General features: G+C 65.9%; 10 protein-coding genes and 1 pseudogene. 4 read left to right on the top strand and 7 right to left on the bottom strand.

Features of this window, described 5'->3' with window-relative positions; translation table 11 throughout:
• Nucleotides 1-81: 81 nt before the first annotated feature.
• Nucleotides 82-1,821, bottom strand: a pseudogene (locus FHU13_RS25000) (TonB-dependent receptor); the annotation flags it as partial.
• A gap of 648 nt (nt 1,822-2,469) precedes the next feature.
• The gene (locus tag FHU13_RS24995; protein WP_183438529.1) at nt 2,470-3,282 is read right to left on the bottom strand and encodes an AraC family transcriptional regulator; all 813 of its coding nucleotides are present in this window, start codon (nt 3,280-3,282) and stop codon (nt 2,470-2,472) included.
• A 137-nt stretch (nt 3,283-3,419) separates the two neighbouring features.
• On the opposite strand from FHU13_RS24995, the gene FHU13_RS24990 reads away from it, so the two are divergent.
• Complete coding sequence (locus FHU13_RS24990) at nt 3,420-4,115, top strand: O-methyltransferase (protein WP_183438524.1); 696 nt, start codon at nt 3,420-3,422, stop codon at nt 4,113-4,115.
• A gap of 406 nt (nt 4,116-4,521) precedes the next feature.
• On the opposite strand, the gene FHU13_RS24985 is transcribed toward FHU13_RS24990, so the two are convergent.
• The 3 genes from FHU13_RS24985 to FHU13_RS24975 all read right to left on the bottom strand — a co-directional run bounded on the left by FHU13_RS24985 (nt 4,522) and on the right by FHU13_RS24975 (nt 6,748).
• Entirely contained in the window at nt 4,522-5,403 is an 882-nt protein-coding gene (locus FHU13_RS24985; RefSeq protein ID WP_183438523.1) for a GyrI-like domain-containing protein, read from the bottom strand.
• A 179-nt stretch (nt 5,404-5,582) separates the two neighbouring features.
• On the bottom strand, nt 5,583-5,720 hold the full coding sequence (locus tag FHU13_RS24980; RefSeq protein WP_183438522.1) for a hypothetical protein: 138 nt from the start codon (nt 5,718-5,720) through the stop codon (nt 5,583-5,585).
• Between the two features lie 128 nt (nt 5,721-5,848).
• Nucleotides 5,849-6,748: an SDR family oxidoreductase gene (locus FHU13_RS24975; RefSeq protein WP_183438521.1), complete on the bottom strand. Its 900-nt coding sequence runs from the start codon at nt 6,746-6,748 to the stop codon at nt 5,849-5,851.
• Nucleotides 6,749-6,845: 97 nt separating this feature from the next.
• Here FHU13_RS24975 and FHU13_RS24970 point away from each other — a divergent pair, with 97 nt between their 5' ends.
• Nucleotides 6,846-7,691 carry a helix-turn-helix transcriptional regulator gene (locus tag FHU13_RS24970; protein WP_183438520.1) on the top strand — a complete coding sequence of 282 codons (846 nt, stop codon included), beginning with the start codon at nt 6,846-6,848 and terminating at the stop codon, nt 7,689-7,691.
• A gap of 233 nt (nt 7,692-7,924) precedes the next feature.
• Here FHU13_RS24970 and FHU13_RS24965 read toward each other — a convergent pair whose 3' ends face one another.
• Complete coding sequence (locus tag FHU13_RS24965; RefSeq protein WP_183438519.1) at nt 7,925-8,806, bottom strand: aldo/keto reductase family oxidoreductase; 882 nt, start codon at nt 8,804-8,806, stop codon at nt 7,925-7,927.
• Nucleotides 8,807-8,961: 155 nt separating this feature from the next.
• On the bottom strand, nt 8,962-9,219 hold the full coding sequence (locus FHU13_RS24960; protein ID WP_183438518.1) for a DUF6894 family protein: 258 nt from the start codon (nt 9,217-9,219) through the stop codon (nt 8,962-8,964).
• A 218-nt stretch (nt 9,220-9,437) separates the two neighbouring features.
• Between FHU13_RS24960 and FHU13_RS24955 the strand changes: the two genes are divergently transcribed.
• Complete coding sequence (locus tag FHU13_RS24955) at nt 9,438-10,229, top strand: Crp/Fnr family transcriptional regulator (protein WP_183438517.1); 792 nt, start codon at nt 9,438-9,440, stop codon at nt 10,227-10,229.
• A 51-nt stretch (nt 10,230-10,280) separates the two neighbouring features.
• A complete protein-coding gene (locus FHU13_RS24950; protein WP_183438516.1) occupies nt 10,281-12,899 on the top strand; it encodes a PAS domain S-box protein in 2,619 nt (872 codons plus the stop codon).
• The last annotated feature ends 176 nt before the right edge of the window (nt 12,900-13,075 follow it).

Here is a 13,075-nt window from a genome sequence, read left to right as displayed (position 1 = left end):
GAACCGCGATCGTCATCGTCCCGCTCCCTTCCTCATCTCGGCTACCCTGCAAGCCTAGCAGCGCAGCCCGGGTGAGGGGCGGGCCATCCATAAAGCGGTATTGGCCTGCGAGTAGACCACTTGGCGCAATTCGTCGCCACTGCCGCAGGAGGCAAAGTCGTCGTCGCAGCGGTTGCCGGTGTCGCGCCGGTAGATGAAGCCGGTGTAGCGGGTGTAGTAGCCCGTCGCGTCGAGGCGCAGCGGGCCGATGCCCCGGCGCAGGCTTAGCTCGACCGTGCGGGCGCGCTCAAGTCGCAGGGTCGGATCTCCGATCTCGAAGGTCGCGGAGGCATGGTGCGGCCCCTGCGCGAACAGCTCGTAGCCGGTCGGCGCGCGCTCGACATAGGAACCGTTGAGGCTCGCCACGAAGCCGTAGGGCAGATCCTGCAGCGCGCCGATGCTCGCGCTCTTCGGCGCGAAGCGGCGGGTCCGGGCGTAGCTGAAGGGCTCCCCGTCCGTCGGCAGGTAGCTGTCGGGGAACTGCGTCGCGGTGCTGTTGAGCCGGTCGCCCTCGATGCGGCCCGCAGCCTGGAAGCGCAGGCCTCCGCCAACGGCCAGTTCCTCGAACAGATAGGCGGCGAGCACCCGCGACTCGGTCGGCGGCAGGAAGGCCTCGAGCTGCGTGTTGAGCACCCGCCGGCTCGCCTGCACACCGACCGCGCCGGTGAGAGTGCCGAGCGCGGTGAAGACCGGCACGTGCTGCGCCTCGAAGCGGGCCTCGACCTCGCGGTTCTTGAAGATCGCCTGCACGCCCTCGGCCCCGCCGCCATGGGCATGGTCATGGTCGTGATCATCCTCGTGATCGTGATCGTGGTGATCGTGCCCGATGCCGATCTCCTCGTGGCGGTAGACCGAGTAGCCCGCCCAGAAGCGCAGCACCTCGAAGGGGCCGTCCAGGGGCCGGTACTCGCCGCGGGCGAGCAGGCGGTCCTGGTTCGGGTTGAGCCGGGTGCGCGACTCCTCGGCCTCGCCGCCGGGGATCTGATAGAGCGCGTTGAAGTGGCTGTAGGAGATGCCGAGGAAGCCGCGGTCGCCGATCGCCGAGATGCCGACCGAGCCGCCTTGCGTCTCGGTGGCCGAGTTGCGCTGGATGCCGCCGGGGATCGCGTAGGAGTCGGTCGCGGTCTTGAAGCCGTCGGCGTGGACCGCGATGCCGTTCGCGCCCGCATCGACGCTGGCCGCCCCGAGCCGGCCGTTGTCGACCGTGGTGTAGCCGGTCGTGACCTGCCCCGAGATCCCGCGCGCGGGGATGAAGGTCGGCACCTGATTGTTCTCGGCCGAGACCACGCCGCCGATCGCCCCCGAACCGTAGCGCAGGGTCGCGGGGCCACGGATCACCTCGATCCGGCTGGCGTTCAGCGGGTTGACCGGCACCGCGTGGTCCTCGCCGAGATCCGACACGCCGCCGTTGACGATGCCGTTCTCCTGAATGCGCACCCGAGCGTTGTCGAGACCGCGGATGATCGGCCGCGAGGCCGCCCCCGGCGCGTAGGTCGAGGCGGAGATGCCGGGCCGGTCGAACAGGGCGTCGCCGAGCGTGCGCGGCTGGTCGCGGGCGATCCGCTCCTGTGGCACGACGGTCACGGGGGAGAAGGTGTTCGTCGCCACAGGCAGCACCTCGGCCGCTCGCGCGAACGGCACGGCGGGGGAGGGGGTCGCCGGGCCGGGGGACCGCGCCTGGACCGGGCTCACGGACGTGACGCTGATCTCCTCAAGCGTCGCCGCCGATTGAGCACGGGCATCGCAGGACATGCTGACGAGCAAGGGCACCGCAATCAGCATGGTGCTCGAAAGAGCGCAGGCCCGCAGACGACGTGACATAAGACCAGACTGCCAGCTGTAATGTAACAATGTAACGTATGGCTTGGCAGCTACGACCTAGGCAACAAGCGCGACGGTACGCGAGTGTGTTTGGACCGGTATGTAACGTTATTACAACATGAGGTGTGGGGGCTCAGGCTGCAGAGCGGCATTCCGTGCACCGGCCCGTGATCTCAATGAAACGAGAACCGGGATCAAATCCATGGGAGGAGGATATCTGGGTGATCACGTCCTGCAGCGCTCCTGACTGTGTAGCGCGTCGCTCTTCGACCTGCGAGAGGGAGCTGTCCTGGATAGCTGAGGTCCGTCCGAGGAAGCTGCCCGCTCGAAAGCGGCTACTTCGTTCTCATCCAAGCTCGTGCACTTCGGGGAAGTCAGACCACCATTCACCAGACCTTCCGAATACCTGCTTTGAGTCGGAACCGGCTATACCAACTTGTAAGAAAAACCTTCGTTTTCTGCACATAACTGCTGGCATCTAGGTTGTGATCACTGGCGTGGCTAACCCGCTGGTGGCATTCTCGAAACCCCTTCGCATCGAAAAAGCGGGAGCACCTTCCTTCATTCAAGCCGGCATGGTTTTTCGGCTTACCTAACAAGTCGGTCCAATTACCGCCCACTGGCATGGCGCTCGACCATATAGCGGCCGGGCGGCGCGCCGAGCGCTTTGCGGAACATGGTGACGAAGCTTGGTATGCTCTCATAGCCGAGGTCGGCCGCAACCTGCTGGATTGATGAACCGCCAGCGAGCCACTTCACCGCCAGCATCAGGGCAAGCTGCTGCCGCCAGCGGCCGAAGCTCATACCCGTCTCGCGGCGTATCGCCCGCTCCATCGTGCGGGTGCTCATGCCGGCCCTGCCGGCCCAGACATCGAGCGTGCCGCGATCGGACGGCGAAGCTATCATCAGGTCGATGACTCGCCGCAGCCGAGGGTCTACCGGCATCGGCAGATGCAGGTCTTCCGCGCTGGCCGCCGCAAGCTCGTCGATCAGTACCGCCGTCAGCCGCACATTCGCGCCACCCTCGTCGTAGAGCAGCGGCAGGCCAGCGCACCGGATCAGCAACTCGCGCAGCAGCGGCGTCACCGCCACGACGCGGCAGCACGGGTAAGGCGGCTCATTGGCGTCAACCGCGACAAAGGCGGCATAGCCCTCTAGCGCGCCTGTCACCTTCATGGCGTGGACCGTGCCGCCGGGTATCCAGATCGCGCTTTGTGGCGGCACGATCCATAGGCCGCCCTCAACCTCGCAGCTCAGCGCGCCGCGCTGGACGAGCAGGAGCTGGCTCTTGGCATGATGGTGCGGTTCCAGCTCGAAGTCGCCGAACGTGTCGGAGACGATGCCGTAGGTGACGAGTGCGCGCGGCACCTCATCGGGCTCGACCCAATCGGCCTCGGTCGACAGGTCGGTCAGCAGCGGCATGAGTGCCAACCTTTCACTTTGGCGCAAATGAATAACACGCTGTCGCCCCATCGCAATGACGTCAAATCTGCCCGCCTCTACTCACGGTAGCTGCGGTGGTCGACAGCGGCCGCTCATTACCACTTGAGGAATTGTGCATGACGACGTTAAGCCAAGCCCATATCGCCCAGCTTCTCGCCCGGCTCCACGAGCAAGCCGAGGCGACGGACGCCCCGTTGTTGCAGGAGATGCAGGACCGCATGGGCGGCACGGAGATGACGATTGAAGATGCGGCCGCGAAGATGATCGCCGATGAAGGTGTCGATTACCGGCGGGTTTACAGTGGCTATGCCGACCGCTTCCTTGCGGTTTCGCCGAATTACGGCCGTTTCCTCTATGCCATGGCACGCGCGGCTCAGGCTAAGCGGATCGTCGAGTTCGGAAGCTCCATGGGCGTATCGACCATCTACCTCGCGGCTGCGCTACGCGACAATGGCGGCGGACAACTCATCGGAGCCGAGCTTGAACCGACTAAGGCAGCCCGCGCCCGTTCGCATCTCGAAGAAGCGGGCTTGCTCGACCTTGTCGATATTCGCGAGGGTGACGCGCTCGACACACTGAAGAATATCGACGGCGAAGTCGATCTCGCTTTGATTGACGGTGGGTGGTCGCTCTACCTGCCGGTGCTGAAGCTGATTGAACCACGCCTACGTCCCGGGGCCCTAGTTTTGGGCGAGAACGCTTTCGTGCGGGACTATCTCGACTATGTGCGCGAGCCGGTGAATGGTTATATCGCGCACACGCTGCCGATTGACGAGGGGCGCGGTAACGAGTTCGCGGTCAAGGTCGCATGACCGCATTGGTACGGTGAGCGGATGGGCCGGAGCCCTCCCGATTGGAAAGGTTGATCGGGATGGCATCTTCCGGTGCCGCAGCCGTGTGGTATGAACGACAGTGCTTTCCCGAAACCTGTTCCCGATTGCCTTTTCCGGAAATGGGTCTGGGCACATGGTGAAACAAGACAGCCCATTGCATCCCCTTGACCGCGGCCGGTACGCTCGGAATCTTTGCGGAACAGCCGGCTTTGGGCGGGGGCGTACGCTTCAGAACCAGAGATCAAGGTCTGGTTGCCACCCGACCCAGTCGTACTCTTTTTCCCAACCGGCAGCATGAAAGCGGACCTTGCAAGGGCCTGCTAAGGGTGGAAAGCGGCCTGTCCGCTTCTGGCGGGGAAGCGAGACAAGCCGCCGTTGCACAGTGTTACGTCAGCGGCAGGAACAACTCCGCGATCGCCTCGTGCTCAGGCACCTCTGGGAAGAACGCAAGGCGCTGGCAGTAGAGTGGGAAATCTCGCGCCTCCTCACCGCTGGCCGGGAGCCACTCGCGATAGAGGTAGAGCGCGGGAGGCTCCAGGTTATCGGTGTTGCCGACGACGCGCAGCACCGCGCAGCGTCCGCCAGGGATTTCGCCGACTTTGATTTGCTCGCCGCTCGCCGCGATCGGTTGGTTGGTTCCGACACAGAGGTCAACGCTATAGTCGGCGAGCGACACGGGACGCCGCTCGGACCGCCAGACGTTGAAGGTTGGGTTCGTCCTGGGGTGCAAGCCGGCGGCCTTTCGCCATGCGATGAACCGCTGGATGGTGGCACCGAGCGTCGCCGGATCGCCGCGGTGCTCCATGATCGCCACCCGCGTCGATGGCACGTCGCGGATCATCACCTCGTCGGGAGTGAACGTTCTTGGCATGAGCTTGCTCCTCGCGTCGTTAAGAGGCCCAAAGGCCGCAAGCCACGGTCCCCAGTCTGGAGCCTTCCTGAACGACGAGGGCGATTGCCCGAACCGCTGCCGAAAGGCACGGGCGAAGGCGTCCGGTGCGTCGTAGCCGGCATCCATCGCTATTTCAGTGACGCTTTGTGCGTCCCGGTAGGCCAGCCGGTATGAAGCGCGCTTCATGCGGGCAAGCTGAACGTAGCGATGCACGGACAATCCGAAGGTCGCCGTGAACTGCCGATGGAAGTGAAACTTCGAGAAAGCGGCGATGCCGCTGACCGTCTCCAGGTCCAGATCCTCGTCCAGGTGTTGATCGATGTGATCCAGCACCCTCTGCATCCGGGCGTGGTAGTTTCGGAGCACCGCACTCATCGTCCCGACCTTCGTGGCGCGACCAGCTACGCGCACTTGGGCATGACTTGCTCGACCAATCTTGCGGTTCGGCCAGGACCGTGTGCTGCTTCAAGGGCTGCTTCAAGGGCTGCTTCAAGGGCCAGCCGCATCCTCGGGTGAATGGCAAGACTGGGTCGTAGGCGGAACGTCCGCTTACACTAAGCCTCGCCCAAGTCGCACGGATGACTGATGAGGCGGCTTGGGTAATCCAGCGCGACGCTTGCGGCGCGGCCGGCGCCGAGTTCGACGAGTTTGGCGGCGGAACGGGGCACGGTCACTTCGAGACGTTCGGCCATACGGACGACCCTCACCTCCTGCCGAAGGAACCCGGAAGGTCCACCAACGGTCCGCCGCAGGGATCACGGACCGTCCGGCTTGGACGGCCGAAGGTGTGCTCTCGTGCCCTGCTCTCGTCGAGCGCGACTTAGCGCGGATCGTCGGAGTAGCGCATCCCTGCGAGATCCGAGATTAACCCAGGCCCGGTCGGATGCCAGCCCAAGCGAGCCCGCGTCCAGGCGCTCGACGCCGGCATGTCCAAGCCGACGAAGCCGGCCAGCCAGCCGAAGTGGTCTTCCGCCTCCTTGAGCGTCAGGGAAGCAACAGCGACCCCGAGGCCCCGGCCGATCGCCTCCGCAATGGCGCGGGCGGGGACGCCTTCCTCGGCGACCGCGTGGTAGCGCGCACCCGGCTCGGCTCGTTCCAGCACGAGCCGGTAGAGGCTGGCCAAGTCCAGCACGTGCGCCGCCGGCCAACGGTTGCCTCCATCCCCGAGGAAGGCCGAGACGCCCTTCCGGCGGGCCAGTTCGACCAAGGGGGAGACGAGGCCCTGCTTGACCGTATCGTGGACCTGCGAGAGCCGCACGACCGAGACGTTGAGGCCCCCCTCCAGAAGCGCGGCGCCCGCGAGTTCCGATGCGATGCGGGGCAGGGCGTGGCCGGCATCGAACGCGTCCTCCGACGCGGGTTGGCCCGGCCGGATGTTGCCCAAGGCCGTGCCCGAGGTGATCACCAGCGGCCGGTCGGACCCCTTGAGCGCCTCGCCGAGCGCCGCGACGACGCGGCCGTCCTTCTCGCAGTTCGCCGCGTAGTTCGAGAAGTCATGGTCGAAGGCAGTGTGGATCACCCCGTCCGCCTGGGCGGCGCCGCTGCGCAGGCTCTCCAAGTCCTCCAGAGCGCCGCGATGCGACTCGGCCCCGGCATCCGCGAGGGCGCGGGCGCCGGCGTCCGAGCGCGTCAGCCCGATGACCTGATGGCCGGCAGCGAGGAGTTCCGGAACGACGGCCGAGCCAATGAAGCCGGTCGCGCCGGTGAGGAATATGCGCATGGAAGCCTCCGATATGGTGCGGAGGGCCACTGTCTCCGGGGTACACATCCGGTTAAAGTAGTGACTTTATCCGGGTATAAGCACCAACAGGATCGCGATGCCGTCAGGTTCTGAGAACCTTCTCGGGTCATACCTGAGGGACCGCCGCACCAAGCTCGACCCGGCCGCGTTCGGGTTCTCGGGACGCAGGCGGACGCCGGGCCTGCGCCGGGAGGAGGTCGCCCAGCGCTCGAACATCAGCGCGACCTGGTACACGTGGCTGGAGCAGGGTCGCGGCGGGGCACCCTCCGCCGACGTGCTCAACCGCATCGCCGCCGGGCTGATGCTGACCGAGCCGGAGCGCGAGCACCTCTTCATGCTCGGGCTCGGGCGCCCGCCCACGGTGCGCTACAAGCCGGCGGAGGGTGTGACGCCGCGCTTGCAGCGCCTGCTCGACACGCTTAAGGCCAGCCCGGCTCTAGTTAAGACCGCCACCTGGGATGTCCTCGCCTGGAACGCGGCCGCCGCAGTGGTGCTGACCGACTGGGATACGGTCCCGCCCCGCGAGCGCAACATCCTGCGCCGGATGTTCGGCGACCCGCGCGTGCGGAGCGCGCAGCATGACTGGGAAAGCGTGGCACGATTCGTGGTCGGCACGTTCCGAGCTGATGCCGCGCGGGCCGGCGCCACCTCGGAAGTCGGCCAGATAGTGGATGAACTCTGCCGCACGAGCCCGGAGTTCGAGGCGCTCTGGCGCGAGAACGACGTCCGCGTCCACGGGGACGGGCTCAAGCTCCTGCGGCACCCGGCCCTGGGCGAGATCGAGCTGGAATACTCCGCCTTCGCGGTAGACGGTCGGCCCGACCTCGGCATGCTCGTCTATAATCCGGTCGAGGATTCCGTCGCGGAGGGGATCCGCGCCCTGGTCGACGCACGCTCCGCTGACCGGCAAAACCGGGGATGAGTCTGCTCCCGGAGCGGACCCTTGGACGACGATTGCTCAAAGTCCGCTTGAGGTCGAGAGCGGCGGTTCAAGTCCGGCGTGCCGAGGGTCGGCTCCTGGCGCGCAGCAGTCAGCGCGTCCCCAATCCGGGATAGCTCGTTCTTCCAGCTTGCCCGAATTTGATCCACGGCAGGAAGGTGGCGCCGCCCCATCGCGCTACTGCAATGGCAATGGGCGGCTGGGTCAGCGGACACCTAACCCGCGTTGGTCGCCATCCCGATCCGGGCAAGCTCTGCCATCACGTCGTCCGGCAGCGCCAGGTCGGCAGCGGCCAAGTTCTCGCGCAGGTGCGCAACTGATGACGTGCCGGGAATCAGCAGGATGTTGGGCGCGCGGCGAAGCAGCCAGGCAAGCGCCACCTGCATCGGCGTTGCCCCAAGCCGCTCGGCGACCGCGGATAGGGTTGTCGACTGCAGCGGGCTGAAGCCGCCGAGAGGAAAGAACGGCACGTAGGCCGTGCCGGCCGCCGCGAGTTCTTCAACCAATGCGTCGTCAGCCCGGAGCGCGAGGTTGTAGGCGTTCTGTACGCAGACGATCTCAGCGATGGATCGGCCCTCCGCGACTTGAGCCGCCGTTACGTTGCTGAGACCGATGTGACGCACGAGGCCTTGCCGCTGAAGGTCGGCCAAGATCGTGAGCGGTGCCTCAATTGAGCCTTCGGCAGGACCGTGCACGTCGAACATGATGCGCAGGTTCACGACGTCGAGCACGTCCACGCCAAGGTTGCGCAGGTTGTCGTGGACCGCGCACGTCAGATCTTCGGCGGAGAAGGCCGGATTCCAGGAGGCGTCCGCTCCCCGGCTCGCCCCGATCTTGGTGACGATGGTCAGATCGTCCGGATAGGGGTGGAGCGCCTCCCGAATGAGCTGGTTGGTCACGTGCGGCCCGTAGAAATCGCTGGTGTCGATGTGATTCACGCCGCTCGCCACCGCCTCTCGCAGGACGGCGATGGCGCCGGCCGGGTCCTTCGGCGGGCCGAACACCCCGGGTCCGGCAAGTTGCATCGCGCCGTACCCCAAGCGCTTCACCGTGCGATCGCCCAGCGCGTAGGTGCCGGCTCTGTCGAGTTCGCTCATCGGGTCTCTCCTTGCGTGGTGCGTGGAGATCTAAGCCCTTCCGCATTGCGCGATAATGCGGTTCAATCGGCACAGGCTGTGCGAAGATACGAACAATGACGATTGATCTCGGCGATCTTACCGCCTTCGTCTTCGTCGCGGAGGCACCGAAGGCCCTAGCGCTTCTGCTCCTGGCGCTCAGGGTGACACTCGGCGTCTAAGTTCAGCCGCACGGTGCAGAGCTCGGTGCCGTGCTCGTCGCGGACAAAGGCCACGAAATCGCGCCGGCCGTCTTGGGGCGGAGCCTCCCGCCCGATGTCCGGCAAAGCCGCGATCGCCGCGTCACGCGCGGCCTGCAGGCTCTCGTACTCCTGCCCCTCCTCGTCCTTCAGCCACAACGCACCGTCCTGGAAATCGAGAAAATAACGAGGCATCACAACGCGCGTGCTGGTGAAGACAGAACTCTACGAACCTAAAAATCCTTCAGCCGTCGGTGGTTGCATGAGATGCTTGCGACGTCAGCTGATATCGACCAAGCCGATGAAAATCGCCAAACTTTCAATCATTTGTGCACTTGTGGACAGACAGGCGACGGGTATGACGGCTAAGATTGCGGCCAACAAAACCAGAAACAAATCGCTGCCGCTGTCCCATGCTCCTCGACATCGACGCTCTGCTCAGCGGCAACCTGCTCCTCAGCGCCCTGCGCCTGCCTGACCTGGCGCTGCTCAAGCCCCACCTGGAGTTGAAGGCGTTCCGGCGTGGCGATCTCCTCTTCGAGGCGGGCCAGGATGTCAGCTGCATCTCTTTTCCGCTCGGGCAGTGCGTGGCTGCCCTCGTGATTGGACTTCAGGACGGGCGCGCCGTTGAAACCGCCACGGTCGGCCACGAGGGGGCGATCGGCGGCGTGGTCAGCCAGGGCTCGCTGCCAGCCTTCAGCCGCGCAGTGGTGCAGGTCCCTGGCTCTGTGCTGCGCATTGAGGCGGCGGTGCTGCAGCAGATCAAGCAGACCTCTCCGGGGCTGCGCAACCTGATCACCCGCTACTCCGACTGCCTGCTCGCCCAGGTCCTACAGTCGGTGGCCTGCAATGCCAGCCACACCATCGAGGCCCGCTGCGCCCGCTGGCTCCTGAGCCTGCAGGACCGCATCGGCAGCGACGTTCTACCCGTCACCCACGAGGTGCTTGCCGAACTGCTGGGCGTGCAGCGCTCCTATCTCACGCGCACGCTCCGGACCCTGCAGGAGCAGGGTCTGATCCAGATCCGGCGAGGGCGCATCATCATCAAGAGCCGCGCGGCAATGGAAGAAGCAACCTGCGAGTGCCATGGCGCGGTCAAGCGGCACTTCGAGGCCGTACTGGGCGCTGTCTACAACGCCTCCGGCACACTGGTGTCACTGCGTCCCGCGCCGGCGGAGAAGACCCTGATGTGTCAGGCCGTCTAGGCGTCATACCCCTGAAAAGTAATCGCACCCTGATCTCAGCCTGACGAAAAGATGCCCTGGTCCGATGATCCTCTCGACAGCGTACCGAAGCAAAGCTTCGACGATGTCGTGCGTCTGGCCGCCGAACTCTGTCAGGTCGTGCATGCGGTGACTTGTTTGCAGGCGGGAGGGTACCTGCAAGTGCATGCCTCCTACAGTGCTGCCGGTGCCTCCACGACGCTGGATCCGGGCATTTGCGCCGACGCTGCCGTGACGGAAGAGCTGCTCATTGTCCCGGACCTGCACGAGGATCCGGAGCGGCAGGGCTGCCCACGGCTTCCGGGGGGCTCACAGGTACGCTTCTATGCGGCCATACGCCTGCAATCAGCGGATGGCACGGTGCTGGGCGTTCTGTGCGTGCTGGATCCTCTGCCGCGCCAGAATGGTCTGACTCCGGCCCAGCAGGAATGTCTGCGGAGCCTTGCCCGCCAGACGGTTACGCTTCTCGAGGTGCGGAGCGCAGCCCGGACGCACCGTGCCCAGCGGATCCTGCACGAGCGCATCCTCGACAGCGCGACGGACTACGCGATCATCGCGATGGACGGCGCCGGCCGGATCACCCGCTGGAATGCCGGGGCCGAGCAGATTCTCGGCTGGCGCGAAGTGGAGATGCTGGGCGAACCCTCCGACGTGTTCTTCACGCCTGAGGATCGGGAAGCCGGTCGACCTGAGACCGAAAGGGCGCTGGCGTTGAAGAATGGCAGTGCGCCGGACGAGCGCTGGCACCTGCGCAAGGGAGGGGAGCGGTTCTGGGCCAGTGGTGAGCTCATGCCGCTGAGGGCCGAGGATGGCTCTGTGCAGGGCGTCCTGAAGATCCTGCGCGATCGCACTCAGCCGCGGGCCGAAGCTGCCGAACGCAATGCCAGTGAGCTGCGCTTCCGCTCGCTCGTCGAGGTTAGCCCACAGGTGGTCTGGTTCGGCGATGCCGCCGGCAACATCACCTACTGCAATCCGGTCTGGTACGAGTTCACCGGGCTGACCCCGGGCGACACCAGCGGCGACGGCTGGGCCAGCGTGATCCATCCCGACCACCGGGAGCGCTTGCTGGCGGTCTGGAGGCGCGCGGTTGAGACCGGGGGACTTTACGAGGTCGAGCTCCCGATCCGACGCGCCAGCGATGGCCAGTACCGCTGGTTCCTCGCGCGGGGTCGGCCTGTACGCGACACGACCGGCACATTGGAGAGCTGGATCGGCATTGCCCTCGACATCCACGACCGCAAGGAGGCTGAGGTCGCGCTGCGAGGCGCGCAGGAGCAACTGCGCCTTGCCGTCGAGGCGACCCAGACGGGCGTGTTCGACTACGACCTCGTCTCAGACGAGCTGAAGTGGGACGCCCGCATTCACTCCTTCTACGGGCTGGCGCCGGACGCCCCCGTCGACCTGTCCGTCCACTTGGCCCGTGTGCACCCGGACGACCGCGAACAAGCGGACCAGGCGGTGGCAGCCGCGGTCGATCCGGACGGCCTCGGCATCTACGACATCACCTATCGCACGGTCGCCCCAGAGGATGGCACCGAGCGCTGGGTGTCCGCCAAAGGCCAGACCCTGTTCGAGGGCGGGCGACCGGTGCGCCTCATCGGCACCGCGCGCGACGTCACTGAGAGCCGGCGCGCCGAGCAGGTCCTGCGCGAGACCGAGGAACGCCACCGCCTCGCCTCGCGGGCAACCAATGATGCGATCTGGGACTGGAACCTCGCGACCAACCACGTGCTCTGGAACGAGGCACTGAGAGTGGCTCACGGCTACACGCCCGATGCGGTCGAGCCGACCGGCGACTGGTGGATCGGCCACATCCATCCCGATGACCGCGCCCGGATCGACGCCTCCATCCATGCCGTCATCGATGGGACGGGTACCACCTGGAGCGACGAGTACCGCTTCCTGAGGGCGGACGGCTCCTACGCCGACATCCTCGAACGCGGCTACGTCATCCGCGACACGCAGGGGAAAGCCACCCGCATGATCGGGGCGATGCTGGACATCACTGAGCGCAAGCAGGCCGAGGAGCACCAGCGCCTGCTTACGGGCGAGCTGCAGCACCGGGTCAAGAACACCCTGGCGATGGTCCAGGCGATCGCCAGCCAGACGCTGCGGGGGGGGGCCGACATCGACGAAGCACGGGAGGCGTTTGCCGCGCGGCTGATCTCGCTCGGGCGGGCGCACGACATTCTCACGCAGGCCAGCTGGAAGGCTGCCCCGATCATGGAGGTGGCCCAAGGCGCCCTCGGCGTACATGCCCAGGCTGGACCCGCGCGGATCCGGGCAAGTGGCCCCAACGTCCTGCTCGGCGCGAAATCGGCCCTCTCCCTGTCCCTGGCGCTGCATGAGCTGGCAACCAACGCGGCCAAGTATGGTGCACTCTCGAACGAGAGCGGAGTCGTGGAGCTGCGCTGGCACATTGTCCATGAAGGCGAGGCCCCGCGGTTCTGTCTCACTTGGTCCGAGCAGGGTGGTCCACCCATTCTCGTCCAGCCTGCCCGCCGCGGGTTCGGCTCACGCCTGATCGAGCGCAGCTTCGCCGCTGAAGTTGGCGGCGAGGTCAAGCTGACCTACGCACCGACCGGTCTGGTCTGCCGCCTGGAGGCACCCCTTGCCTCGATGCAGGAGCAGCGCAGCGAGCTCGCGGCGTAGCTGCGGGCTTTGGTGATCCGGTCTCGGTCACGCTGAAACCTTTCTCATCGCTACGTCGCCTGCGCCTACCTCCTCCCGCACTCACGTCGCGGCACGGATGCGACCTGCGAGATCAAGAGCGGTGTAGGAGGCGACCGTCGCGATGAGGATCGAGAGGGTGACGAGGGTGCTGTCGT

The sequence above is a fragment of the Methylobacterium sp. R2-1 genome (assembly GCF_014191355.1).
In the GTDB taxonomy this organism is placed as follows: Bacteria; Pseudomonadota; Alphaproteobacteria; order Rhizobiales; family Beijerinckiaceae; genus Methylobacterium.
The sequence above is the reverse complement of the archived record's forward strand: the minus strand, read 5'-3'. Positions and strand labels throughout refer to the sequence as shown.